Below are 24,237 nucleotides of genomic sequence, written 5' to 3'. Positions count from 1 at the left end.
TAAGAGCACACCATATTGTGTTCTTGCAGGTCACGAGCACAAGATAGTGTGCCGTATGGCATTCATCAAGTGGATAAGCTGTGCATATCTTGTGTCTCTCCTGGGTGTGAATCGAGGCCCTCTGGGAGACCGCATGGCAGAGCGTTTCTTGATCTGAGGCAACGGCAAAAAAGCCGTTTTGTGATAGACGCTCGCTGCAAATTCGGTTATTTCGGGTATCCTTGGGTATCATTCGCTAATAACAATGTGGCCCTGTAGTGACGTGGGTAAACCGGCGTTGCAGGATGTCGCAACGAGCGGCCTTAGTAGTGGCTGTAGTGGCCGCCTCCCAACAACGGACGGATATGACGGGATGGACCAACGCGTGGAGCGCAACGACCAGGATCATGTACTGATCATCGAGGATGATGAACGGCTCGCCGAGCTGACCCGGGACTACCTCGAGGCCAACGGCTTCCAGGTTACGGTCGAGGCCGACGGTGCGCGCGCCGTCGAGCGCATCGTCTCGCTGCAGCCGGATCTGGTGATTCTCGACCTTATGCTGCCGGGGGAAGACGGCCTGTCGATCTGCCGCCGGGCGCGCACCGACTATGCCGGGCCGATCCTGATGCTGACGGCGCGCACCGACGACATGGATCAGGTGCTGGGGCTGGAGATGGGTGCTGATGACTACGTGCCCAAGCCGGTTCAGCCGCGGGTGCTGCTGGCGCGGATGCGCGCCTTGATGCGCCGCACCGACAGCGGCGAAAGCAGCGGCGATGCGCGGCTGACCTTCAATAACCTGGTCGTCGACAGCGCCACCCGCGAGGCCTGGCTGGAGGGCGATCGCATCGACCTGACCAGCGCTGAGTTCGACCTGCTGTGGCTGCTCGCCAGCCACGCCGGGCGGGTGCTGACCCGAGAGGAAATCTTCAGCGAGCTGCGCGGCATCAAGTACGACGGCCAGGACCGCTCCATCGACGTGCGGGTGTCGCGTATCCGACCCAAGATCGGCGACGATCCCAACCATCCGCACCGCATCAAGACGGTGCGCAGCAAGGGCTATCTGTTCGTCAAGGACGGCTGATGCTGCGCTCGCTGTCGGGCAGCACCTTCCTACGCGTCTATGTGCTGCTGGCCCTGGCACTGGTGCTCGCCTTCGGGCTGGCGCTGGGCGGCTTCACGCTGGTCGATCAGGTGCGTCGCGAGCAGTATCGCGAGCAGCTCGCCGAAGCGCCGATGCGCCTGCTGGTCCGGCAACTGAGCGCCACGGCGCAGGATCAGCGCGGCCAGTGGCTGGTCCAGCGCGGCACCCAACTCGATATCGCACTGCATCTGCACGATGACGCCGAGAGTCGCGGTCTCGGCTATTTTCAGCGTGCCCGGCTCGACGCCGAGCGGGTGGTGATCGACACCCGGGGCGACACAGATTGGCGACTGTTCATGCGCCTGCCCGACGAGGCGGCGGTGCTCGAGGCGCGCCTCGATGGCATCAGCGAGGCGCAGCTGCGTGGGATGGCGGGCCTGCTCGGCGAGTGGCTGGCCGACCCGCTGCAGCGCCATCAGCGTGTCGCCGAACTCTCCAGTGCGGCACTTTCGCTCAGTCTCAACGATACCCCGCCGCGGCGACTCGATAGCGCTCAGCTGGCGCGGCTCGGCGCCGGCGAGGCGATCTTGCATCTGACCCCCGAGGCCTGGAGCCTGACGCTGTTCCTGCAGCTCGACAGCGGCGACGCACCGCAGTCACTGCAGTGGCTGCAGGTGGGCCCGATTCACGCCTTCGAGCCCATGCCGCTGTCGCTATCGCTGCTGCTGCTGATCCTGATGCTCGGCGTGCTGGCCGGCATCATCTACCTGATCGTGCGCGGCGTCGAGGCGCGCATGGCGCGGCTCGAACTGGCCGCTACGCGTATCGCCGGCGGCCACCTCGACACCCGGGTCAAGGTCGAGAGCAGCGACTTCCTGGGCCGGCTGGGGATGGCCTTCAACGGCATGGCCGCCCAGGTCCAGGCGCTGCTGCGTGCCCAGCAGGAGATGATCCGCGCGGTGTCCCACGAGCTGCGCACGCCGGTGGCCAGGATTCGCTTCGCGGTGCAGATGGTCGAGGACATGACCGACGACGACGCGGTGCGCCGCCAGCTGTCGGGCATCGACGGCGATATCGAGGAACTCGACGGCCTGATCGACGAGATCCTCACCTACGCGCGGCTGGGCAGTGACCAGGCCCACGGCGTCGAGCTAGCCACCGAACCGTTGGAGTGCCGGGCCATGGTGCGGCGCGTCATCGAGGCGCTGGCCGGCTTGCACGGGCACTTAACCCTCGAGCTGGCGCCGGGCGAGGAGTTGGAGATCGAGGCCGAGCCGCGCTACCTGCAGCGGGCCCTGCAGAACTTGGTGGCCAACGCCTGTCGGCACGCCGAGGGACGGGTGCTGATACAGCTGCATAGCGACGCGCGGGCGGTGCGCATCGACGTCGAGGACGACGGCCCCGGGGTGCCGGAGAAGGACCGCCAGGAGATCTTCAAACCCTTCGCGCGCCTCGACGACAGCCGCACCCGGCGCTCGGGCGGCTATGGCCTGGGCCTGTCCATCGTCCACAAGGTCATGGCCTGGCACGGCGGTAGCGTGATGGTCGACGACAGCCCCAGCTTGGGCGGGGCGCGCTTCAGCCTGCTGCTCCCCGGCGGGCAGTGAGCCTCAGGCCGGCTTGATCCCCTCGAGTACCGCAAACGACGTCTCCCGCGCGGTGCGCAGAAAATCCTCCATCCACGGTGCGTCGCGGGTCTCCTCGCGGATCGCCGCGAACAGCGTGCTCCACATGCCCCCCTCGCCGAGCGCCACGCCGCGCACGTAGTCGCGCTCGAGGTACTCGGTGAGCGCCCAGTTGGGCAGCGCGCAGACACCGCGGCCGCTGGCCACCAGCTGCATCATCATGATCGTCAGCTCGGCGGTGCGAATTTCGCGGGGCTCGACGCCGGCGGGGTCGAGGAACTGGCTGAACACGTCGAGACGAGCGTGCTCAACCGGGTAGGTGATCAGGGTCTCGTCGGCCAGGTCGTCTGGGGTGATCCAGGCGCGGCCGGCCAGGCGATGCTGCTTGGCCACCGCCAGCAGGCCCTGATAGCGGAACAGCGGCTCGTAGTGCACCCCGGTCAGCGGCTGGGGGTCGGCGGTGATCACCAGGTCGAGCTGTTCGCGGGCCAGTGCCGGCAGCGGATCGAAGTGGTGACCGCCGGGAATGTCGACCTCGACCTCCGGCCAGTGATCGCGGAAGTAATCGATGGTCGGCATCAGCCACTGAAAGCAGCTGTGGCACTCGATGGCCATGTGCAGGCGACCCTGCTCGTTGCCGGCCAGCCTGGCCAGGTCGCGTTCGGCCATGCGCACCTGGGGCAGGATCTGCTCGGCCAGGGCCAGCAGCCGCTGGCCGGCGCGGGTGAACTCCACCGGCCGGGTCTTGCGCAGGAACAGCGGGCTACCCAGCCGCTCCTCGAGATCCTTGAGTTGATGGGACAGCGCCGACTGGGTGAGGTGAACCCGCTCGGCGGCTTCCACCAGCGAGCCGGCGTCGCGCAGGGCGATCAGGGTGCGGAGATGGCGTAGCTCGAGCATAGTGAGTTTCTTTCAAGTTGATCATTAATTAATTTAGTTTGATTCACCTTTGGGTGCCAGCCAGACTGCTTCCACTGCGTATGGCGACGCCGCCATAAATCATATCGGTTTATCACCTCAAGGGTTAGCACATGGCACTGGCACACATTCTCGGCTACCCACGCATCGGCGCGAATCGTGAACTCAAGCGCGCCACCGAAGCGTACTGGAAAGGCGAACTGGACCGCGATGGTCTGGAACGCGCGGGGCGCGAACTGCGCGCCCGGCATTGGCAGGCGCAGCGCGCCGCGGGCCTCGACATGGTCACGGTGGGCGATTTCGCCTTCTACGACCAGGTGCTCGACGTCTCACTGCTGCTCGGCGCGGTGCCGCCGCGCTTTGGCGCCGAGCACGAGGTGGACGCTGGCGATATCGATCTCGACACCGCCTTTCGCATGGCCCGTGGCCGAGCCCCCAGCGGCGCGCCGGCGGCGGCCTGCGAGATGACCAAGTACTTCGACACCAACTACCACTACCTGGTCCCCGAGCTGCATGCCGGCCAGGATTTCCGTCTGGCCAGCCAGCGGCTGTTCGGCGAGGTCGACGAGGCCCTCGCCGCGGGTCACCCGGTCAAGGTCAGCCTGCTCGGCCCGCTCACCTGGCTATGGCTGGGCAAGGTCAAGGGTGACGACGGCCTCGACCGCCTGAGCCTGCTCGACGCGGTAGTGGCGGTCTACGCCGAGGTGCTGGCACGACTGGCAGAGCAGGGCGTCGAGTGGGTGCAGCTCGACGAGCCGGCGCTGGTCCAGGACCTGCCCCGCGACTGGCAGCAGGCCTTCGAGTCGGCCTATAGCCGGCTCTCCCGTGCGCCGGTCAAGGTGCTGCTGGCGACCTACTTCGGCGCTCTGGGCGACAACCTCAAGCTGGCCACCGGCCTGGCCGTCGACGGCCTGCATATCGACGCGGTACGCGCCCCCGAGCAGCTCACCGCGGTGATCGACAACCTGCCGGGCTACAAGGTGCTGTCGCTGGGCGCCATCGACGGCCGCAACATCTGGCGCGCCGACCTGGCGGTACTGCGCGAACGGCTGGTGGATGCGCGCATGCGCCTCGGCGAACGGCTGTGGATCGCGCCGAGCTGCTCGCTGCTGCATGTGCCGGTGGACCTCGAGGCCGAGAGCGAGCTCGACACCGAGCTCAAGAGCTGGCTGGCCTTCGCCCGTCAGAAGCTCGATGAGACGGTGACCCTGGCACGCTTGCTGGACAACCGCGCCACGCCGGACGACCGCGCCCGCCTCGAGTCGGCCACCGCGGCACTCGATGCGCGGCGCGCCTCGACGCGTATCCATCGCCCGGCGGTAGCCGAGCGCCTGGCGGCGGTCAGCGGCGCCGACGCCGAGCGCGCCAGCCCCTATCCGGAGCGGGCGCGGGCCCAGCGCCGCGCCTTCGATCTGCCGCTGTTTCCGACCACCACCATCGGCTCCTTCCCGCAGACCGCCGAGATCCGCGCCGCGCGGCGCGCGTTCAAGGCCGGCGAGCTTAGCCAGGCCGACTACACGGCGCGGATGCAGCAGGAGATCGCCCATGCGGTGGCGCGCCAAGAGGCGCTGGGCATCGACGTGCCGGTGCACGGCGAGCCCGAGCGCAACGACATGGTCGAGTATTTTGGCGAGCAGCTCGACGGCTTCGCCTTCACCCGCTTCGGCTGGGTGCAGAGCTACGGCTCGCGCTGCGTCAAGCCGCCGGTGATCGTCGGCGACGTGGCGCGCCCCCGGGCGATGACGGTGGCCTGGAGCGAATACGCCCAGTCGCTCACCGACAAGCCGATGAAGGGCATGCTCACCGGCCCGGTGACCATCCTGCAGTGGTCCTTCGTGCGCGACGACCAGCCGCGTGAGACCACCTGCCGGCAGATCGCCCTGGCGCTGCGCGATGAGGTCGCCGACCTCGAGGCCGCCGGCATTCGCATCATCCAGATCGACGAGCCGGCGCTGCGCGAGGGCCTGCCGCTGCGCCAGGCCGAATGGCAGGGCTATCTCGACTGGGCGGTGGCCTGCTTCAAGCTGTCGGCGGCGGTGGCCGAGGACAGCACCCAGATCCACACCCATATGTGCTACTCGGAGTTCAACGACATCATCGCCTCCATCGCCGCGCTGGATGCCGATGTGATCACCATCGAGACCTCGCGCTCGGACATGGAGCTGCTCGACGCCTTTCAGGACTTCGCCTATCCCAACGAGATCGGCCCTGGCGTCTACGACATCCACTCGCCGAACACTCCCGAGGTGGCCTGGATGGTGCAGCTGATGGACAAGGCGCTGGACAAGATTCCCGCCGAGCGGCTGTGGGTCAACCCCGACTGCGGCCTCAAGACCCGCGGCTGGGCTGAGGTAGAGCCGGCGCTAGCCAATATGGTCGAGGCGGCCCGCGAGCTGCGCCGCAAGCACGGTTGATGCTGCGCTGAGGGTGACGGCCAGGCGCCGGGGCGAATCGCCCCGGCGCCTGGTATGCTGGGTGCCCAACCAGGCGAGGTTGGTCTTGCAAGGAGCCCAGTGATGACCCTTTCCCCCCTCTTTCTGCGCACCGCCGGTGTGGCGTGCGGTGCGCTGTGGCTGGCCGGTTGCGCTGCCCCCCAGAGCAGCGACGAACCGCCGCCGGTGGTCGACAGCACCGGTGCCACGGCGGTGGCCGACGAGCGTCCGGCGGGCGAGGTGGCGGCCAGCGAGCCGGCGCCGCTGCTGCCGTCGCTGTTCTTCCCCGGCAGCGCCGAGCAGTTCGTCGGCTGGCACTGCCAGCCGGCCCAGGACCTGGTCTCGGCGTACGCCGACGATGAGCTGCGGCTATGGTCGCGGCAGGGCGCCTACCGCTTGGCCCCGGCGGTGGTGGCCAGCGGTGCGCGCTTCACGGTCGACGACATCAGCTTCTGGAACCGTGGCGACGAGGCGCTGGTGGAGAGCGACAACGGCCGCCTCGACTGCCAGCAGGACCTGTCGCGCTCCGCCATGACCCGCGCCGACCGTCCCGGAGTGATGTTCCACGGCCGCGGCAACGAGCCAGGCTGGATCGTCAGCCTCGACCACGACGCGCCGCGCCTGTCGCTGCTGCTCGACTACGGTGAGCGCGAGATGAGGCTGCCCTACCGGGTCACCGTGATGGACAATGCCAACGGCCGGGTGCGGCTGGTCAGCGGCGCCGCCGAGCAGCCTTTCCTGCTGGAGCTGGAGGCCAGGGCCTGCTTCGACGACATGAAGGGCGACCCCTTCCCGGTGCGCGTCACGCTGACCCTCGACGGGCAGACGTATAGGGGCTGTGGGCAGGGCATCGCCCCCTGAGGAGAGTCAGCAGGAGACCTCTTCATGCCAGCGCTCGTCGACCAGCTCGCCGAGGCACAGCGGCGCCTCGGGGTCGAGGATGCGCTGGCCGAGCAGCGCCAGCGCCTCGCCGTTGGCGCGGGGCGGCGTTTCGCGCTGCTCGCTGGCCAGCGGATGCCACTGGCCGGCGTCGAGGTCGGCCTCGAGCAGCGTGAAGGTGAAGGGGTGAAAGCCCGGAAAGCCCAGCCGCAGGTCGGTGGCGGTGAGGATCGGGAGGTCGTCGACCAGCTCCACGTCGTAGCGCAGGTAGGGGCCGGCAAACCAGTCGAGGCGTGCGCCATTGGCACTGGCCAGCGCCGCCGGCTCCCACTGGGCACCCCGCGAGAAGCGCTCGAACTCGATGGGCGTGCGGCCGTCGAAGACGCTGACCAGCGCTTCGTGCTGGTCGTCGCCGTCGATCACCGTGACTCGCCACAGCAGGGTATTGAACGGCGTCGGCTGCACCAGCCGCGGGGCGTCGGCAAGACCACGTTCGGCAAGCTCGGGCCCGAGACGATACTCCACCAGGCTCTTGGCGCCGAAGGCGAGCACCAGATACAGGCTCGACAGTGCCAGCCCCCAGGCCGGTGCCCGGCGGCCATTGCCGCTGACCAGGGCGAGCACGATACCGACCAGCAGCGGCAGGGTGTAGAGCGGATCGATGATGAACACGATCGGCCAGGCGCTGGGCCGCACGTCCAGCGGCCACCACAGCTGAGTGCCGTAGGTGGTCAGCGCATCGAGCAGCGGATGGGTGGTCAGGCACAGTACGAAAAACAGCCACCAGTGGCGTAGTGGAATGTCCCGCGCCGGGGCAAAGCGTGCGGCGAGCAGCGCCAGTAGCGTGCCCAGGCCGGTGAGCACGAATAGCGAATGACTGAAACCGCGGTGCTCGGTGTAGTTGGCCACGGCGTCGCCGTAGTCGAGCATCACGTCCAGGTCCGGCAACGTGCCCAGCGCTGCGCCGATCAGCACTGCCTTGCGTCCCAGCCGGCGGCCGAGCACGGCGCCGCCAACGGCGGCACCCAGCGCCGCCTGTGTAATCGAATCCATACCGCTCCCGTTATCCCGATGCGCCGCCGTGGCGTGAATGATCCGCTGTTATGAGTGGCGATCCGCGACAGGGTTCCCGGCCGTCGCCCACGGCGGTCGGGCCGCCAGGATACGCGCCTGGACCGGGCAGTCGTCGCGGTGGGCGCCGGGCAGGTAGCCGCTGCTCATCAGGAACTCGTTGACGATCTCCGGGCCGGTAAAGCGGAAGGTGCGCTTGAACAGCTTGACCCAGTCGGCGTGGGGCAGCGGGTGATGGTGGTCGAGCCAGGCCTTGAAGCTGCCGTGCTCGGCCTGCAGGTTCTGCACCACCTGCGCATTGTGGATCGCGGCGTCGACCTTGAGGCGGTTGCGAATGATCCCGGCATCACTCAGCAGGCGCGTGCGTTCGTGTTCACCGTAGGCGGCCACCCGGGCAATATCGAAACCCTCGAAGGCGGCCTGGAAGGCGTTGCGCTTCTTGAGCACGGTGAGCCAGGAGAGCCCGGCCTGGTTGATCTCCAGCACCAGTCGCTCGAACAGGGTGTCATCGTCGACGACCGGGAAACCATATTCGTGGTCGTGATAGGGGCCATGGAATTCATGGCCCGGGGCTTGGTCACAGTAGGCGGACATGCTGGTGTATCCTGAATGTCTGTGGTCGTTATCGTTAGCATCGAGGAGTCGCCATGTCGAGCCTGTTTCCTACTGCCGCCCGCCGCCTGGTTGGCATCGGCCTGTTGAGTGCCTTCTCCACCGCGGCCTGGGCAGGCCCCCTGGTGGAGATGTGGAAAGACCCCAACTGCGGCTGCTGCACCGCCTGGGCCGAGCACCTCGAGGCGGCCGGTTTCGAGGTCGAGATGCATGACACCCGCGAGATGCGCGACGTCAAGATCGAGCACGGCGTGCCCCAGGAGATGGCCTCCTGCCACACCGCGGTGGTCGAGGGGTACGTCATCGAGGGCCACGTGCCGGCGCAGGATATCCAGCGCCTGCTCGAGGAGTCGCCGGAGGTCGCCGGACTGGCGGTGCCCGGCATGCCCCACGGCTCGCCGGGCATGGAGACCGGCCGCGTCGACGACTATGCGGTGCTGGCCTTCGGCGGGCAGCACGAGGCGCCGCAGATCTTCCAGGAATACATCCACGACTAGCGCCGTTTCTCATCAGCCAAGGAGGCAACCCATGCAATATCTGCACACCATGGTGCGCGTCAGCGACCTCGACGCCTCGCTGCACTTCTACTGCGACCTGCTGGGCCTCAAGGAGGTGCGCCGCAAGGAGAACGACAAGGGCCGCTTCACCCTGGTCTTCCTCGCCGCACCCGAGGACGAGGCACGCAGTGCCGAGCTCAAGGCGCCGGAGCTGGAACTGACCTACAACTGGGACCCTGAGGAGTACACCGGCGGGCGCAACTTCGGTCACCTGGCCTACCGCGTCGACGATATCTATGCGCTCTGCCAGCACCTGCAGGACAGCGGCGTGACCATCAATCGCCCGCCGCGAGACGGCCATATGGCGTTCGTCAAATCGCCGGACGGCATCTCGGTGGAGCTGCTGCAGAAGGGCGACGCCCTTGAGCCCCGCGAGCCCTGGGCTTCGATGGAGAATACCGGCAGCTGGTAGAAGGCGCCGACCTACTCAGTCCGGCCGGTAGGCGGTGCGCCCGCTGCCCAGGAACATGATGGCGGCGGCGCCGAACAGGAACAGACCCTGCAGCTCCAGCGCCCAGGCGCCGTTGGCCTGGAAATCGAGCAGCTCGTGGCGATGCACCAGGAAGATTGCCACCAGCATGTTGCACGTCATCAGCAGGCCGGCGAGGCGTGCCTGCAGGCCGATGATCGCCATCAGCGGGGCGACGATCTCGCCGATCAGCACGCCGTAGGCGAGAAAGCTCGGCAGCCCCTGGGCGCTGAGGGCGTTGCCGATCCAGGTCAGGCTGCCGGGGTTGGTGAGCTTGGCGATGCCGTGCAGCAGCATCAGGCCGCCCACCGAGAGGCGCAGGAGCAGTTTTCCCAGATCGTCGTTGTGCAGCGCGTGAAGCATGGTCTCTCCGTGAGCAGTGTCGTCCAGACTCCATGATACAGGCTGGGCTGGCCAAGCGGAGAGCCTTGCGGCACTCTTGTCGCCGGAGTCATTCACCGAGGAACGACGATGCGCAAGACATGGATTCCCGCGCTGCTGGCGATGGCGGTTATGGCAGGCTGTGCCCGCTCCCCTGCGCCGGACCCCGAGCGAGCCCCTGAGCCCGATACCCGCGCCGAGCAGTCACCGATGGTCGGCGAGCGTTGGCAGCTGATCCTGCTGGGCACCGCCGAGCGCTGGTCCGGCGAGCAACGCCCCTATATCGAGGTCGAGCGCGCCAATGGCGAGCTACGCCTGAGTGGCAGCAACGGCTGCAACCAGCTCAGCGGGCGGGTGCAGTTCGATGATGGCAACCGCATCCGCGTCAGCGACCTGGCCTCGACCCGCCGGGCCTGCCCCGATATGGCCGACGCCCAGCGCGTCGAGGATATGCTGGAAAACGCCTACCGCTACCTGATCGACCATGACCGCCTGGTTTTCTTCGGCAGCGACAGTCGCGTGCTGGGGGGCTTTCAGCGCCGCTGAATCGTAGTCTCAACACCGCTCGAACTGATCCGTCGACAGGCCTGCGAGGAGGCGCTGTAAACCCTTCCTTGGGCGCTACCTACGCCCTGCTTCGCTCTCGCATCCTGCTCCGCTTGCAGGACCGGGGCTGGCCATCCATGGCCAGCCCGTTAGGAGCAGTGCTCCTAACCCATGGCGTAGAACCTCCTCTTCGGCCTGTCCCCGGCGTTCTTCGCTGAGGAGCAATTGCGATAGCGCTACGTTGTTCAGGCGTTGATGGCTAGAGCAGCCGGGTCTTGACCGCTACCATGCCGCGGGTGATGCCGCGGGCCGTGGCCGGTGCCACGGGGGTGCACAGCACCCAGGGCAGGGTGACCAGGCAGATCGCCAGCGCGCCGATGAAGATGTCGCTGAACCAGTGGGCACCGCCGAGTATCCTCGGAAAGCTCAGCACGATGGCCATCAGCGCGCTGGCCAGGCCAACCGTGCGGCCGGAGAAGCGCCACAGGAAGGCGGTGAACAGCATCAACATCATGCCGTGATCGCCGGGAAAGCTGGTGGTCGAGACGTCCTTGGTGTCGAAGCCGACCATCTGGGTGATCAGGTTGACGTCGTCGTAGACCAGCGTCGGGCTGTAGCGCTCCCAGGGGATGGCGTAGCGTACCGCCTGGCTGAGGATGCCGGCGGTGAGCAGCATGGTGATACCGATCCCGCCCCAGCGCAGCAGCCGATGCTCGAGCAGCGGGTCGCGGCGGATTGCCCAGAGGTAGAGGCCCAGCAGGATCAGGAAGCTGACCACATCGAACAGCCGGTTGTTGACCGCGGCGACGAAGGTTACCCACAGCATGTTGTCGTCATGCAGCCAGGCGTTGGTGACGAAGAACACCGCGTCGTCGAGCTCTTCCCAGATCAGCAGATTGGGCGACCACCAGCTGAGCACCAGGGCGATGCCGAGCAGGTTGTAGAAGAGAATACGCAGGGGATGAAAGGAGGAGGGCGGCTGGGTCATGAAAACGTCACGCTGCTGTAAGATTTGCGCCATTCTAGCAGCCGAGCCGGTGAATGTGATGAGGCCCCGCGTTGCGGGACCTCATCCTCTGCCACGTGATGCCGTGCTGAACGGCTGTCAGGTCGGCAGCAGCCTGGCCTCGCCGAGGGCGTCACGGATGGCATCCAGCGATTCCGGATTGCTCAGCGCGCTGCGGTTCTCGGCCTTGGCGTCGCCCTGCAGCATGCGCGCCACCGCCAGCTCGACCTTCTTGCCGCTGCGGGTGTAGGGCACCGCGGGTACCGCGACGATATGCGCCGGCACATGGCGCGGGCTGGCGTGCTGGCGGATGCGCTGGCGCAGCTGCTTGAGCAGCGCCTCGTCGAGGGTCTGACCGGGAGCCAGGGTCACCAGCAGCACCACTTCCACATCGCCGTCGACGGGGCGGCCCACCACCAGGCTGTCGGCCACGGCCTCCACGGTCTCCACCTGGCGGTAGATCTCGGCGGTGCCGATGCGCACGCCGCCGGGGTTCAGGGTGGCATCGGAGCGGCCGTAGATCACCGCGCCGCCCTCGGGGGTGAAGCGCACGAAGTCGCCGTGGGCCCAGACCCCCGGGAAGCTGGCGAAGTAGGCGTCGTGGTAGCGCTGGCCATCCGGGTCGTCCCAGAAGCTGACCGGCATCGACGGCAGCGGCTGGCGACACACCAGCTCGCCGCGGGCGTTATCGAGGGCCTCGCCGTCAGGGGAGTAGGCCACCGCGTCGACGCCCAGGAAGCGGCACTGGATCTCGCCGCGGCGCACCGGCAGCAGCGGGCTGCTGCCGACGAAGCAGCCGCAGATATCGGTGCCGCCGGCGATCGAGCCGAGCAGCAGGTCGCCGGAGACATCGCCGTAGACCCAGTCGTAGTCTTCCGGCAGCAGCGGCGAGCCGGTGGAGAAGATTACCCGCAGCGCGCCGAGGTCATGATCGCGGCCCGGGCTCAGCTGCTGCTTGCGGCACTCGGCGAGGAAGCGCGCGCTGGTGCCGAAGTGGGTCAGGCGTTCGGCGGCGGCGGTGCGCCACATCAGGTCCATGTCCGGATAACCCGGCGAGCCGTCGTAGGTCACCAGGGTGGCGCCGGCGAGCAGCCCAGAGGCCTGCCAGTTCCACATCATCCAGCCGCAGGTGGTGAAGTAGAGCAGGCGGTCGCCGGGGCCCAGGTCGCCGTGCAGCATCAGCTCCTTGGCGTGGTTGAGCAGGATGCCGCCGGCGCCATGGACGATGCACTTGGGCTTGCCGGTGGTGCCCGAGGAGTAAAGGATATAGAGCGGATGGTCGGCGGGCAGCGGGGTAAACGACGGCGCGCTGCCGCGGTGGCGGGCCAGCGCCGCGTCCCAGGCGCTGAAGCGCTCGCCCGGCGGCAGGCCGGTGCCGGGCAGCTGGTCGACCACGATCACCTGGCGCACGCTGGGCAGGCGTTCGGCGAGCTGGCTGATCTGCTCGAGGCGTGGGAAGGTCTTGCCGCCGTAGCCGTAGCCGTTGACCGCCACCAGCAGCGCCGGCTCGATCTGGCCGAAGCGGTCGACGGTGGCCTCGACGCCGAAGTCCGGCGAGGCCGACGACCACACCGCACCGAGGCTCGCCGCGCCGAGCATGGCCACCAGCGCCTCGTAGCCGTTGGCCACCAGGCCGGCGACACGCTCGCCGACCTGCACGCCGTGCTCGCGCAGCACGCCCTCGAAGGCGCCCACGTCGTCGTAGAGCTCGGCGAAGGTGACCCGCCGCGTGTCGCGGCATTCGGCCATGGCCACCACCGCTTCCTGCTCGGCGCGTTCGCCGCGGGCGTGACGCAGCAGGTTGGCGGCGACGTTGAGCCGCGCACCCGGCAGCCACTCGGCGCCGGGCATCTCGCGGCGGCCGAGCATCGCCGTGGGGGGTGTTTCGGCCTCGAGGCCGCAGAACTCCCATACCGAGCGCCAGAAGGCCTCGAGGTCGGCGATCGACCAGGCGTGCAGCGCCTGATAGTCGGCGAAATCGCCGTAGCCGGCCTTGGCCAGCCAGCGCAGGTAGTGGGCCATCTGGCTCTGCTCATACTGCGCCGGGCCGGGCTCCCAGAGGATCTCTGCCGTGTCCATGTGCGGGGTCTCTCCTGCTGTCATTGCATATACCAGCCGTGGCTGACCACCACCGACTGACCGGTCAGCGCCGCCGTGGGGAAGGCCGCCAGGTTGACCGCCACCTCGCTGATATCTTCCAGGGTAGTGAATTCCTGATCGACGGTGTCCTTGAGCATCACGTCGCGGATCACCTCCTCCTCGCTGATACCCAGCTCGCGGGCCTGCTCGGGGATCTGCTTCTCCACCAGCGGGGTGCGCACGAAGCCGGGGCAGATCACATTGGCGCTGACGCCGTGGGCGGCACCCTCCTTGGCCACCGCGCGGCACAGCCCGAGCAGGCCGTGCTTGGCGGCGACATAGGGCGCCTTGAGCGGTGAGGCCAGCTTGCTGTGCACCGAGCCGATGTAGAGGATGCAGCCGCCACCCTGCTGCTGGTACATCTGGCGCAGGCTGGCGCGGGTGGTCAGGAAGGCGCCGTCGAGGTGCACGCTGGTGACCTTGCGCCAGTTGGCGAAGCTCAGCTTGTCCAGCGCTTCGATGTGCTGAATGCCGGCGTTGGCGACCGCCACGTCGATGCGGCCCCAGGCGTCCACCACCCTGGCGAAGCCGGCATCCATGGCGGCTTCGTCGGTGACGTCGATGGCCACCGCCATCGCCTCGCCGCCGGCATCGCGGATACCGGCAGCAGCGCGCTCGGCGGCGTCCAGGTCGAGGTCGCTGATGGCAACCTTGGCGCCCTCGCGGGCGAAGCCCTGGGCAATCGCCAGGCCGATACCACCGGCGGCGCCGGTGATCAGGGCAATCTTGTCAGTCATGCGCATGCGGTTGTCTCCACAGAGGGGGAAGGGCGGTCAGCGACCGCCGTAGACTTCACCAGGTAGCCAGGTGGCCAGCCCCGAGAACCAGAACACCAGCAGCAGCCCGAGCAACTGGATGGCGACGAAGGGCGCCACGCCGATGTAGATGTCGCGGGTGGTCACGCCCGGTGGGCAGACGCCCTTGATATAGAACAGCGCGAAACCCACCGGCGGCGTCAGGAACGAGGTCTGCAGGCAGATCGCGAAGAGGATCGCGAACCATACCGGATCGACGCCTAGGCTGAATACCACCGGTGCCACCAGTGGCAGGATGATCAGGGTGATCTCCACCCAGTCGAGGAAGAAGCCGAGCAGGAACACCACCGCCAGCACCGTCAGCACGATGCCGGTCTCGCCGAACGGCAGGCCGGTGAGTGCGAGGCGCACCACGTCGTCGCCGCCCAGCCCGCGCAGCACCGCGGCGAAGATCGTCGCGCCGATGAAGATCGCGAAGATGAAGGCGGTGGTGCGGCTGGTCTGGTAGAGCGCCTTGCGCAGTGCGGTCAGGGTCAGGCGGCGGTTGAGCAGGGCCAGCAGCATGGCGCCCAGCGCGCCTACTGCCGAGGCCTCGGTGGTGGTGGCGAAGCCGGTGAAGATCGAGCCCAGCACTGCCAGGATCAGCGCCATCGGCGGCAGTACCGCCCAGAACACCTGCACGAAGGCGCGGGCGTTCAGCGGCTCGCGATCCTTGGGCGCCGGGGCCAGGTCTTTCTTGATATAGGCGGCGATGACGATATAGGCGATGTACATCAGACCCAGCATGATGCCGGGCACCAGCGCGCCCATGAACAGCCGGCCCACCGAGGCCTCAGAGGTGCCCAGGCGGTCGGCCATCAGCACCAGCATGATGCTCGGCGGCACCAGGATGCCCAGGGTGCCTACCGAGCAGGCGGTACCCACCGCCAGCGACTTGTTGTACTGGGCGCGCATCATCGGCCCCAGCGACAGCATGCCGAGCAGCACCACCGAGGCGCCGACGATGCCGGTGGAGGCGGCCAGCAGCACGCCGACGATCACCACGGTGACGGCATAGCCGCCGCGCAGGCCGCCGAGCACCTTGACCAGCGAGTTCATCAGTCGCTCGGCGATGCCCGAGCGGTCGAGCATGATGCCCATGAAGATGAATAGCGGCAGCGCCACCATCAGCTCATTGGCGACGATGCCGTAGATGCGTCGGTCGAGCACGCCGATGGTGCCGCCCCAGCTGAACCACAGGTCGGCGTCGAAGAACTCCACCAGCACATGGCCGAGCACGGCGAAGGCGAAGCCGATGCCGGCCAGCGCCCAGGCCACCGGGAAGCCCAGCAGCAGCAGGCTCATGAAGCTGGCGAACATCGCCAGTACGAGAATTTCTTCCAATCCCATGATCAACCTCGTGATTCAGTCAGAAGGGCGCTGGTTGCGCTCGGCGGGGCTCAGGAAGCGCCGCGGATAGCCGAACAGTAGCGTGCTGCAGCGCAGCGCGCGGGACACGATAGCGATGGCCACTAGACTCAGGCCGATGGGGATCACGGTCTTGATGATGAAGCGATAGGGCAGGCCGCTGGGGGCCTGGGAGCGCTCGCCGCGTGTAAACGAGCGATAGCCGTACTGGTAGAGCTCGACCAGCACGATATAAAGAATGGGTAGTAGCAGGATCACGATGGCCAGCAGTTCGATCCACGCCTGGGTGCGCAGCGTAAACTTCTCGCGGATCACATCGACCCGGACATGGTCGTTGGTGACCACGGCGTAGGCCAGTGTCAGGACCATGGCGGCGCCGAAGAAGTGCCAGGACAGCTCCTCCAGGGCGATCGAACCGCGGCCGAGGATAAAACGATTGACCACATTGGTCAGCACCACCGCCAGGGTCGCCAGCCATAGCCAGGAGGCGGCCTTGCCCAGCTGCAGTATGACACTGTCGAGCAGGTGGCTGATGCGGTTGGTGGGCAGGTCGAGGCTGGCGTGTTCGCCGTCGCCCGACCCTTGTTCACGAACGCTCATCGGGTCACTCCGTGGCGATAGGGGCATGCACGAACCACCGGTCGCAAGCGACCGGTGGCGGTATCACAGGCGTGAATCAGTCGTTGCTACCGATCTCTTCCGGCGCGTAGTAGGAGCGCGGCAGATGGCCCTTGACGTGCCAGTTGCCGTGCAGACGCATGAAGTCCTGCTGGCTCTCGAGCACGCGGCCGAACATTTCGTCCTCGGCAGCGATCTCGTCCTGCACCTCATTGGTCACGCGGCGCAGCTCATGGAGGATGTCATCCGACAGCACCTGGGCGTTGACGCCTTCATCCTCGAAGTCTTGCAGTGCCTTGGGGTTCTCCATCTCGCTTTCCGAGTAGCCGTACAGGGTGGCGGCGCGGCAGCCCATGTCGATCTGCGCGCGGGTCTGCGGCTCGAGGGACTCCCAGCTGTCCTTGTTGACCAGCAGGTGGGCGGTGGTGAAGGTCTGGTGCCAGCCCGGCAGCACGTAGTTCTGGACGATCTCCTGCATGCCCAGGATACGGTCTACGGCGGGTGCCGAGAACTCCATGGCGTCGATGGTGCCGCGCTCCATGGCCTGGTAGAGCTCGCCGCCCGGGATCATGGTCACCGAGGCGCCGAGACGCTCCATCACCTGGCCGCCGATGCCGGCAAAACGGATGCGCAGGCCGTCGATCTGGTCGAGATCTTCGAGGGGCTCGGCGAACCAGCCGGCAGCCTCGGGGCCGATCATGCTGCACAGCAGCGGGTGTACGTCGTAGTCGGCGTAGATCTCCTCGAGCAGCTCGCGGCCGCCGCCGAAGTAGTGCCATGCCAGGTAGGCCGGGGGCTCCATGCCGAACGGCGCGCCGGCGAACAGCGGCAGCGACGGAATGCTGCCCTGGTCGTAGCCGACCCAGGTAAAGCCGGCGTCGTAGCGGCCTTCGGATACTGCATCGAGGATCTCGAACGGCGGGATCAGTTCACCCGGCTCGTAGTAGCGCAGGTTGATGTTGCCACCCGAAACCTCATCGAGGGATTCGCTGAGGTAGCGCACCGGCGTGCTCAGGCCGACCAGATGCGAGGGGAAGGCGATCGGCACCTGCCAGCGCACGCGTTCCTGGGCCTGGGCGCTGCTCAGGCCGGCGCCCACCAGCACGGCAGCGGTAGTGACGCCGAGCGCGATGGGACGGACTAGCGAAGTGAGAGGGCGATTGAACGACATGATAGCTCCTGATGGTCATCGTTATTCTTGGTCAACAACGCCGCAGGGCGATGCTTGCCGAGAGTAATGCAGAGTTCATGCCAACAATCGGGAACAGCGAGTAAACAAGGAGTTACGGGATTTCGTCAGTCGTGCGTCGGGCGAATATGTCCGTCAAAACAGACGATATTTGTCTTTGGTAGTAGGTAATATGTCCGTAACTCCGATCACATGTCCGAATTATCGGACACGTCGGACATATCGGCCAGGCGGCCGAGCTTCTCATAGAGCACCGAGCGGGGGATGCCGAGCAGCCGCGCGGCCTGGGCCTTGTTGCCGCCGCTGGCGGTGAGGGCGTTATGGATGGCGCTGCGCTCGGCGTCGCGTACCGCTTCCTGCAGCGGGCGCACCGGGGCGCTCGGCACGCCGGGCTGGCGCCCGCGCCGTGCCGGCGCCGGCAGTGCTGTCAGCAGCTGCGGCACGTCGATGACGCTGCACTCCTCGTTGAGCGCCAGGGTCTGCTCCAGGGTGTTGCGCAGCTCGCGGATATTGCCCGGCCAGTCGTGCTGGCGCAGCACGTTGATCGCCTCGGCGGTAATTTCGGCGCGCGGCTCGCCGCTCTCGGCGGCCAGCTTTTCGAGGATGGTGTCGCACAGGATGCCCAGGTCCACCAGCCGCTCGCGCAGGGTCGGCACGCGGATGCTGAGCACGTTGAGGCGATAGTAGAGGTCGGCGCGGAAGCTGCCGTCGGCGACCATCTCCTCGAGGTTGCGGCTGGTCGCGGCGATCACCCGCACGTCTACCGGCGCCACTTCGTTGGAGCCCAGCGGCTCCACCTCGCCCTCCTGCAGCGCGCGCAGCAGCTTGGCCTGCAGGTGCCCCGGCATGTCGCCGACTTCATCGAGGAACAGGGTGCCGCCGTCGGCGAGCTGGAACTTGCCCTGGCGCTGGCGCTTGTCGGCGCCGGTGTAGGCCCCCGGGGCCACGCCGAAGAACTCGGCCTCGAGCAGGTTGTCGGGGATGGCGGCAACGTTGACCGCCACGAAAGGGCGCTCGGCGCGGGGCGAGCTGGCGTGGACGGCCTGGGCCAGCACCTCCTTGCCGGTGCCGGTCTCGCCGAGCAGCAGCACCGGGGTATTGCGCGCAGCGGCCAGGCGCGCGCGGCGCTTGACCTCGAGCACCGCCGCGCTGGCGCCCACGAAGTCGGCCATCTCGTAGCGCGCACCGCGCTTGGCCAGGGCGCGCTTGGCGGCGGCCAGGTCGCTCTGCAGGCGACGATACTTGCTGACCAGCGGCGTCAGCGGCTGCAGGTCGTCATACAGCACGAAGGCCACCGCGCCCTGCACCTGGGTTCCGGCATCGTTGAACACCGGCAGGCGCATCACCACCAGCTGCTGGCCGCGATACTCCATGATATCCAGCAGCAGCGGCCGCCCCGAGCGAACCACTTCGGGCATCCGCGTGGTGGGGATGACCTCGGCCACCGGTCGCCCGATCACCGTCTCGGGATCCTCGATACCCAGCAGTCGGCAGTAGCTGTCGTTGATCCAGGTCAGGCGGCTCTCGGCGTCTACCGAGATCGCCCCGGCGCTGGCCTGCTCGAAGACCGGGAACAGCGCACTGATCGACTCCAGCGTCAGGCCGCGGTCGACCCCGCCGGGGAAGGGCGACTGACCGAAGCCTTTGCTGCCGGGGGGCGCCATTTCAGAGCGCGGCGATCTTGTCGCGCTGCTCGACCAGCAGCCGGCGCGCGGCCTGGAAGTCGGCCAGCTTGCCGCGCTCCTTCTCCACCACCGCCTCCGGCGCCTTGGCGATGAAGCCCTCATTGCCGAGCTTCTTCTCGATGCCACCGATCAGCTTGTCCTGCTTGTCGATCTCCTTGGCCAGGCGGGCGAGCTCGGTGTCCTTGTCGATCAGGTCGGCCATCGGCACCAGGACTTCCATCTCGCCGACCAGCTGGGTGGCCGAGAGCGGCGCCTGCTTCGGGTCGTCGAGCCAAGTGACGCTTTCCAGCTTGGCCAGTTTGGCGAGGAACGGGCGGTTGGCTTCCAGGCGCTGGCGGTCGGCGTCGCCACCCTTGGTCAGCAGCACCTCCAGCGGCTTGCCCGGGGCGATGTTCATCTCGGCGCGGATATTGCGCACCGCCACGATCACACCCTTGAGCCACTCGATATCGCGAATCGCCTGCTCGTCGATCTTGCGCTCTTCCGGCTGCGGCCAGGGCTGATTCATGATCGAATCACTACCGTCACCGGCGGCCTTGCCGGCCAGGGGCGCCACCCGCTGCCAGATCTCCTCGGAGATGTAGGGCATCATCGGGTGGGCCAGGCGCAGAATCGCCTCGAGAACGCGCACCAGGGTGCGCCGGGTGCCGCGCTTGGCTTCGGAGGCCGCCGCTTCATCCCACAGCACCGGCTTGGAGAGCTCCAGGTACCAGTCGCAGTACTCGTTCCAGACGAATTCATAGAGCGCTTGCGAGGCGTGGTCGAAGCGGAACTCCTCCATCGCCTTGGTGACCTGGGCCTCGGTCTGCTGCAGCCGCGAGACGATCCAGCGATCGGCCAGCGACAGCTCGATGTCGCCGCCGGCTGCTCCGCAATCCTCGCCCTCGGCGTTCATCAGCACGTAGCGCGAGGCGTTCCACAGCTTGTTGCAGAAGTTGCGGTAGCCGTCCAGGCGGCCCATGTCGAACTTGATGTCGCGCCCGGTGGTGGCCTGGGAGAGGAAGGTGAAGCGCAGCGCGTCGGTGCCGTGGGGCTCGATGCCCTCGGGGAACTCGGCGCGGGTCGCCTTGCCGATGGCCTTGGCCTTCTGCGGCTGCATCATGTTGCCGGTACGCTTCTCGAGCAGGTCATCCAGGGTGATGCCGTCGATCAGGTCGATGGGGTCGAGCACGTTGCCCTTGGACTTGGACATCTTCTGGCCCTGGCCGTCGCGCACCAGGCCGTGGACGTAGACCTGCTTGAAGGGCACCTCGCCGGTGAACTTGAGGGTCAGCATGATCATCCGCGCGACCCAGAAGAAGATGATGTCGAAGCCGGTGACCAGCACGCTGGAGGGGTGGAAGGTCTCGAGCTCCGGGGTCTGCTCCGGCCAGCCCAGGGTGCCGAAGGTCCACAGCCCGGAGCTGAACCAGGTGTCGAGCACGTCGTCGTCCTGGGTCAGGGTGACGTCGTCGCCCAGGCCGTGCTTGTCGCGGGCCTCGGCTTCGCTGCGGGCGACGTAGACGTTGCCCTCGGCGTCATACCAGGCCGGGATGCGGTGGCCCCACCACAGCTGACGCGAGATGCACCAGTCCTGCAGGTCGCGCATCCAGGCGAAGTACATGTTCTCGTAGTTCTTGGGCACGAACTGGATGTCGCCGTTCTCCACCGCCTCGATGGCGGGCTTGGCGAGGCTCTCCACGGCGACGAACCACTGGTCCGTGAGCAGCGGCTCGATGACGTCGCCGCTACGATCGCCAAACGGCAGGGTGTTGTTGACCGCCTCGACCTGCTCGAGCAGGCCGGCGGCCTGCATGTCGGCGACGATCTGTTCGCGCGCCGTGAAACGGTCGAGCCCGGCGTAGGCCTGGGGCAGGGTCGGGTCGATGTCGGGCAGCGGCCGGCCCTGGATATCGAAGGCTTCGGCCTGGGGCAGGATCGCCGCGTCCTGGGTGAAGACGTTGATCAGCGGCAGCCCCTGGCGGCGGCCCACTTCGTAGTCGTTGAAGTCGTGGGCCGGGGTGATCTTCACGCAGCCCGAGCCCTTCTCCATATCGGCGTGCTCGTCGGCGACGATGGGAATCCGGCGGCCGACCAGCGGCAGCTCGACGTACTTGCCGACCAGCGAGGCGTAGCGCGGGTCTTCCGGGTTGACCGCCACGCCGGTGTCGCCGAGCAGGGTCTCGGGGCGGGTGGTGGCGACGACCAGATAATCGAGGCCGGCGTCGGTGGTCACGCCGTCGGCCAGCGGGTAGCGGAAGTGCCAGAACTGGCCCTGCTGGTCGCGATTCTCCACCTCGAGGTCGGAGATGGCGGTGTGCAGGGTCGGGTCCCAGTTGACCAGCCGCTTGCCGCGGTAGATCAGGTCCTCTTCATAGAGGCGCACGAAGGTCTCCTGCACCGCCTTGTAGAAGCCGTCGTCCATGGTGAAGCGCTCGCGGCTCCAGTCGACGCTGGCGCCCATGCGGCGCAGCTGGCGGGTGATGTGCCCGCCGGATTCGTGCTTCCACTCCCAGACCTTGTCGATGAAGGCGTCGCGGCCGAGGTCGTGGCGGGTCTTGCCCTCCTCGGCGGCGACCTTGCGCTCGACCAGCATCTGGGTGGCGATGCCGGCATGGTCGGTGCCCACCTGCCACAGGGTGTTGTGGCCCTGCATGCGTCGCCAGCGGATCAGGGTGTCCATGATGGTGTCCTGGAACGCATGGCCCATGTGCAGGCTGCCGGTGACGTTGGGCGGCGGGATCATGATCGCGTAGGGCTCGCCTTGGCCGGACGGCGCGAAGCGGCCGTCGGCTTCCCAGCGCTGGTACCAGCGGGATTCGATCTGCTCGGGTTGGTAGGTCTTGTCCATGGGGCGTTCCGGGTCCAGAAATGGTCGCCGCCGGGGCGTGGCGCCGGGCGGCAGGAAATCGTCTAGGCGTGCGAAAAATGGGCTCGATTATAGCGCGATGAGGCGCTTGGCGTCAGCCTGGTGCTCGGAGCTGGCCCGGTTTCAGCGTCGTTGTCCCGGGGCTGATCCGGCGGCAGGCCTGCGAGGGGGCGCTGTAAACCCATCCCTGGGCGCTACCTTGCGCCATCCATGGCGCAAACCCCCTCTTCGGCCTGCCCCCGGCGCCCCTAAGCTTGGCAATGCAGGGCAAGTGCCCCGAGCTTCACTACGCCAGAGAGTCAGCCGCGGCCCTCTTGCCCCGCCAGCTGGTGCGCCTTGACCGGGTAGCCGCGGTCCTTGTAGGTCTTCCAGCAGGCGCGCTTGGCCCTCAGCACCTCCTGGTGCTGGTTGATGATCTCGGCGACCCGTTCGAAGCGCGAGAACCATTCGGGGATCTCGGGATGCAGGTTGAGCATCGCCTGGGGGTGCTCCTCGGCGGGGTCCGGCGGCCCCTGCCAGCCGATCACTACCGGCACCTGGCTGGCCATCTCGCTGCCGGCCAGGGCGTGGGGCACGTAGGCGTCGGGGCGGAAGGTCCACAGCAGCTCGTCGAGCTGACGGGCCATGGCCTCGTCTTCGGCGTGCAGGTGCAGGCGGTAGCCCTTGCGCTGGATGGTTTCGGTGAGCCGGCAGGCGAAGGCCAGCCGGGCCTCCAGCGTGGTGTCGGGTAGGACGTAGAAATCGACTTGAGTCATCTGGGGTCTGCCTGGGGCTGTCCCGCCGGGCAGGTCTTCGCGGAGGCGCTGTGAATACTTCACTGTACGCTACCTTGCGCCATCCATGGCGCAAACCTCCGCTACGACCTGCCCGGCGACGCCCCGCCACGTCGGTGGGGGGGGCGTAACCGCTGTGAGAGCTGCTATTACACCAGCCGGGTCAGCCAGCCGTGGGTGTCCTCGGCGCGGCCGTACTGCAGGTCGAGCAGGGTGCGGCGGATCTGCTTGGCCACCGGGTTGTCGCTGGGCTGGCAGCGGATCCGCTCATCCTCTCCGACCAGCTCGCCCACCGGGGTGATCACCGCGGCGGTGCCGCAGGCGAAGACTTCGGTGATTTCGCCGGAGGCGGCGCCGTCGCGCCACTCGTCGATGCTGATATGGCGCTCTTCCGGCTGCAGGCCGGCGTCGCGGGCCAGGGTCAGCACCGAGTCGCGGGTCACGCCCTCGAGGATGGTGCCGGTCAGCTTGGGGGTGACGATGCGGCCGTCCTTGAACACGAAGAACAGGTTCATGCCGCCCAGCTCTTCGATCCACTTGTTCTCGGCGGCGTCGAGGAAGGCGACCTGGCCGCAGCCGTGGGCCTCGGCTTCCTTCTGGGCGGCCAGCGAGGCGGCGTAGTTGCCGCCGCACTTGGCGAAGCCGGTGCCGCCGGCGGCGGCGCGCTTGTAGTTGGCCGACAGCCAGATCGACACCGGCTCGACGCCGCCCTTGAAGTAGGCCGCCGCCGGCGAGGCGATCACGTAGTAGTCGACCTCGTGGGAGGGGCGCACGCCGAGGAAGGTCTCGCTGGCGATCATGAACGGGCGCAGGTAGAGGCTGCACTCGTCGGCTTCGCTGGACGGTGTCGGCACCCAGCCCTGGTCGTGGGCGAGCAGTGCCTTGAGCGAGCCGATGAAGTCCTCGTCGGAGAGCTCAGGCAGCGCCAGGCGGCGTGCGCTGCGGCGGAAGCGCTCGGCGTTCTTCTCGGGTCGGAAGGTCCACACCGAGCCGTCGTCGTGGCGGTAGGCCTTGATGCCCTCGAAGATCTCCTGACCGTAGTGCAGCACCGCAGCGGCGGGGTCGAGGGTCAGCGGGCCGTAGGGGCGCACCTCGTGACCGTGCCAGCCGGCATCGAGGGTCCAGCGGATATGCGCCATATGGTCGCTGAAATAGCGGCCGAAACCGGGATTGGCAAGGATGTCCTTGCGAATGATGTCCGCCGTGGGTTGGGCGTTGGGCAGTTGGGCAAAGCTTGCAGTGGGCACGGCAAAGGGTCTCC

At 67.4% G+C, this 24,237-nt stretch carries 21 protein-coding genes; 7 read left to right on the top strand and 14 right to left on the bottom strand.

What is annotated here, in order from left to right; all coding sequences use genetic code 11:
* Positions 1-352 precede the first annotated feature (352 nt).
* Together BWR19_16415 and BWR19_16410 are read left to right on the top strand one after the other, a co-directional pair.
* Positions 353-1,066, top strand: a complete 714-nt coding sequence (locus BWR19_16415; GenBank protein APX94393.1) for a DNA-binding response regulator — start codon at positions 353-355, stop codon at positions 1,064-1,066.
* Complete coding sequence (locus tag BWR19_16410; protein APX94392.1) at positions 1,066-2,673, top strand: two-component sensor histidine kinase; 1,608 nt, start codon at positions 1,066-1,068, stop codon at positions 2,671-2,673. The genes BWR19_16415 and BWR19_16410 overlap by 1 nt, the downstream gene beginning before the upstream one ends.
* Before the next feature lie 3 nt (positions 2,674-2,676).
* Here BWR19_16410 and BWR19_16405 read toward each other — a convergent pair whose 3' ends face one another.
* On the bottom strand, positions 2,677-3,591 hold the full coding sequence (locus tag BWR19_16405) for a LysR family transcriptional regulator (GenBank protein APX94391.1): 915 nt from the start codon (positions 3,589-3,591) through the stop codon (positions 2,677-2,679).
* A gap of 131 nt (positions 3,592-3,722) precedes the next feature.
* Here BWR19_16405 and BWR19_16400 point away from each other — a divergent pair, with 131 nt between their 5' ends.
* Positions 3,723-6,023, top strand: a complete 2,301-nt coding sequence (locus BWR19_16400) for a 5-methyltetrahydropteroyltriglutamate--homocysteine S-methyltransferase (GenBank protein APX94390.1) — start codon at positions 3,723-3,725, stop codon at positions 6,021-6,023.
* 102 nt (positions 6,024-6,125) lie between these two features.
* Complete coding sequence (locus BWR19_16395) at positions 6,126-6,902, top strand: C-type lysozyme, inhibitor (GenBank protein APX94389.1); 777 nt, start codon at positions 6,126-6,128, stop codon at positions 6,900-6,902.
* Between the two features lie 6 nt (positions 6,903-6,908).
* Here BWR19_16395 and BWR19_16390 read toward each other — a convergent pair whose 3' ends face one another.
* Both BWR19_16390 and BWR19_16385 read right to left on the bottom strand, forming a co-directional pair.
* Positions 6,909-7,973 carry a hydrolase gene (locus BWR19_16390; GenBank protein ID APX94388.1) on the bottom strand — a complete coding sequence of 355 codons (1,065 nt, stop codon included), beginning with the start codon at positions 7,971-7,973 and terminating at the stop codon, positions 6,909-6,911.
* Between the two features lie 48 nt (positions 7,974-8,021).
* Complete coding sequence (locus BWR19_16385; protein APX94387.1) at positions 8,022-8,585, bottom strand: DNA-3-methyladenine glycosylase; 564 nt, start codon at positions 8,583-8,585, stop codon at positions 8,022-8,024.
* A gap of 53 nt (positions 8,586-8,638) precedes the next feature.
* On the opposite strand from BWR19_16385, the gene BWR19_16380 reads away from it, so the two are divergent.
* On the top strand, positions 8,639-9,100 hold the full coding sequence (locus BWR19_16380) for a metal-binding protein (GenBank protein ID APX94386.1): 462 nt from the start codon (positions 8,639-8,641) through the stop codon (positions 9,098-9,100).
* A 31-nt stretch (positions 9,101-9,131) separates the two neighbouring features.
* Positions 9,132-9,572: a lactoylglutathione lyase gene (locus BWR19_16375; protein APX94385.1), complete on the top strand. Its 441-nt coding sequence runs from the start codon at positions 9,132-9,134 to the stop codon at positions 9,570-9,572.
* A 15-nt stretch (positions 9,573-9,587) separates the two neighbouring features.
* On the opposite strand, the gene BWR19_16370 is transcribed toward BWR19_16375, so the two are convergent.
* Positions 9,588-9,992 (bottom strand): GntR family transcriptional regulator, encoded by a 405-nt coding sequence (locus tag BWR19_16370; GenBank protein APX94384.1) that lies wholly within the window; start codon positions 9,990-9,992, stop codon positions 9,588-9,590.
* A 108-nt stretch (positions 9,993-10,100) separates the two neighbouring features.
* Between BWR19_16370 and BWR19_16365 the strand changes: the two genes are divergently transcribed.
* Complete coding sequence (locus BWR19_16365; protein APX94383.1) at positions 10,101-10,556, top strand: hypothetical protein; 456 nt, start codon at positions 10,101-10,103, stop codon at positions 10,554-10,556.
* Between the two features lie 259 nt (positions 10,557-10,815).
* Here the strand turns inward: BWR19_16365 and BWR19_16360 are convergent, their stop codons facing one another.
* The 10 genes from BWR19_16360 to BWR19_16315 form a co-directional block, all read right to left on the bottom strand.
* Positions 10,816-11,544, bottom strand: coding sequence for a PA-phosphatase (locus BWR19_16360; GenBank protein ID APX94382.1), 729 nt, complete (start codon positions 11,542-11,544; stop codon positions 10,816-10,818).
* A 117-nt stretch (positions 11,545-11,661) separates the two neighbouring features.
* Positions 11,662-13,641 carry an acetoacetate--CoA ligase gene (locus BWR19_16355; protein APX94381.1) on the bottom strand — a complete coding sequence of 660 codons (1,980 nt, stop codon included), beginning with the start codon at positions 13,639-13,641 and terminating at the stop codon, positions 11,662-11,664.
* Positions 13,642-13,661: 20 nt separating this feature from the next.
* Entirely contained in the window at positions 13,662-14,444 is a 783-nt protein-coding gene (locus tag BWR19_16350) for a 3-hydroxybutyrate dehydrogenase (GenBank protein ID APX94380.1), read from the bottom strand.
* A 30-nt stretch (positions 14,445-14,474) separates the two neighbouring features.
* The gene (locus BWR19_16345) at positions 14,475-15,845 is read right to left on the bottom strand and encodes a C4-dicarboxylate ABC transporter (GenBank protein ID APX94379.1); all 1,371 of its coding nucleotides are present in this window, start codon (positions 15,843-15,845) and stop codon (positions 14,475-14,477) included.
* 15 nt (positions 15,846-15,860) lie between these two features.
* Positions 15,861-16,463: a C4-dicarboxylate ABC transporter permease gene (locus tag BWR19_16340; protein APX94378.1), complete on the bottom strand. Its 603-nt coding sequence runs from the start codon at positions 16,461-16,463 to the stop codon at positions 15,861-15,863.
* Positions 16,464-16,539: 76 nt separating this feature from the next.
* Entirely contained in the window at positions 16,540-17,652 is a 1,113-nt protein-coding gene (locus BWR19_16335; protein ID APX94377.1) for a C4-dicarboxylate ABC transporter, read from the bottom strand.
* A 206-nt stretch (positions 17,653-17,858) separates the two neighbouring features.
* Positions 17,859-19,334, bottom strand: coding sequence for a sigma-54-dependent Fis family transcriptional regulator (locus BWR19_16330; protein APX94376.1), 1,476 nt, complete (start codon positions 19,332-19,334; stop codon positions 17,859-17,861).
* Between the two features lies 1 nt (position 19,335).
* On the bottom strand, positions 19,336-22,185 hold the full coding sequence (locus BWR19_16325; GenBank protein ID APX94375.1) for a valine--tRNA ligase: 2,850 nt from the start codon (positions 22,183-22,185) through the stop codon (positions 19,336-19,338).
* Positions 22,186-22,502: 317 nt separating this feature from the next.
* Positions 22,503-22,958 (bottom strand): DNA polymerase III subunit chi, encoded by a 456-nt coding sequence (locus tag BWR19_16320; protein APX94374.1) that lies wholly within the window; start codon positions 22,956-22,958, stop codon positions 22,503-22,505.
* A gap of 167 nt (positions 22,959-23,125) precedes the next feature.
* Entirely contained in the window at positions 23,126-24,223 is a 1,098-nt protein-coding gene (locus BWR19_16315) for a branched chain amino acid aminotransferase (GenBank protein APX94373.1), read from the bottom strand.
* Positions 24,224-24,237: the final 14 nt, after the last annotated feature.

Origin of the sequence: Halomonas sp. 1513 (assembly GCA_001971685.1) — a bacterium.
Lineage (GTDB): Bacteria > Pseudomonadota > Gammaproteobacteria > Pseudomonadales > Halomonadaceae > Franzmannia.
The sequence above is the reverse complement of the archived record's forward strand: the minus strand, read 5'-3'. Positions and strand labels throughout refer to the sequence as shown.

Coding starts and splice junctions, on each gene's coding strand:
- BWR19_16360 (APX94382.1), bottom strand. CDS start 11,544: ATGACCCAGCCGCCCTCCTCCTTTCATCCCCTGCGTATTCTCTTCTAC.
- BWR19_16345 (APX94379.1), bottom strand. CDS start 15,845: ATGGGATTGGAAGAAATTCTCGTACTGGCGATGTTCGCCAGCTTCATG.
- BWR19_16390 (APX94388.1), bottom strand. CDS start 7,973: ATGGATTCGATTACACAGGCGGCGCTGGGTGCCGCCGTTGGCGGCGCC.
- BWR19_16410 (APX94392.1), top strand. CDS start 1,066: ATGCTGCGCTCGCTGTCGGGCAGCACCTTCCTACGCGTCTATGTGCTG.
- BWR19_16385 (APX94387.1), bottom strand. CDS start 8,585: ATGTCCGCCTACTGTGACCAAGCCCCGGGCCATGAATTCCATGGCCCC.
- BWR19_16375 (APX94385.1), top strand. CDS start 9,132: ATGCAATATCTGCACACCATGGTGCGCGTCAGCGACCTCGACGCCTCG.
- BWR19_16380 (APX94386.1), top strand. CDS start 8,639: ATGTCGAGCCTGTTTCCTACTGCCGCCCGCCGCCTGGTTGGCATCGGC.
- BWR19_16400 (APX94390.1), top strand. CDS start 3,723: ATGGCACTGGCACACATTCTCGGCTACCCACGCATCGGCGCGAATCGT.
- BWR19_16405 (APX94391.1), bottom strand. CDS start 3,591: ATGCTCGAGCTACGCCATCTCCGCACCCTGATCGCCCTGCGCGACGCC.
- BWR19_16325 (APX94375.1), bottom strand. CDS start 22,185: ATGGACAAGACCTACCAACCCGAGCAGATCGAATCCCGCTGGTACCAG.
- BWR19_16395 (APX94389.1), top strand. CDS start 6,126: ATGACCCTTTCCCCCCTCTTTCTGCGCACCGCCGGTGTGGCGTGCGGT.
- BWR19_16355 (APX94381.1), bottom strand. CDS start 13,641: ATGGACACGGCAGAGATCCTCTGGGAGCCCGGCCCGGCGCAGTATGAG.
- BWR19_16365 (APX94383.1), top strand. CDS start 10,101: ATGCGCAAGACATGGATTCCCGCGCTGCTGGCGATGGCGGTTATGGCA.
- BWR19_16415 (APX94393.1), top strand. CDS start 353: ATGGACCAACGCGTGGAGCGCAACGACCAGGATCATGTACTGATCATC.
- BWR19_16350 (APX94380.1), bottom strand. CDS start 14,444: ATGCGCATGACTGACAAGATTGCCCTGATCACCGGCGCCGCCGGTGGT.
- BWR19_16335 (APX94377.1), bottom strand. CDS start 17,652: ATGTCGTTCAATCGCCCTCTCACTTCGCTAGTCCGTCCCATCGCGCTC.
- BWR19_16340 (APX94378.1), bottom strand. CDS start 16,463: ATGAGCGTTCGTGAACAAGGGTCGGGCGACGGCGAACACGCCAGCCTC.
- BWR19_16330 (APX94376.1), bottom strand. CDS start 19,334: ATGGCGCCCCCCGGCAGCAAAGGCTTCGGTCAGTCGCCCTTCCCCGGC.
- BWR19_16320 (APX94374.1), bottom strand. CDS start 22,958: ATGACTCAAGTCGATTTCTACGTCCTACCCGACACCACGCTGGAGGCC.
- BWR19_16370 (APX94384.1), bottom strand. CDS start 9,992: ATGCTTCACGCGCTGCACAACGACGATCTGGGAAAACTGCTCCTGCGC.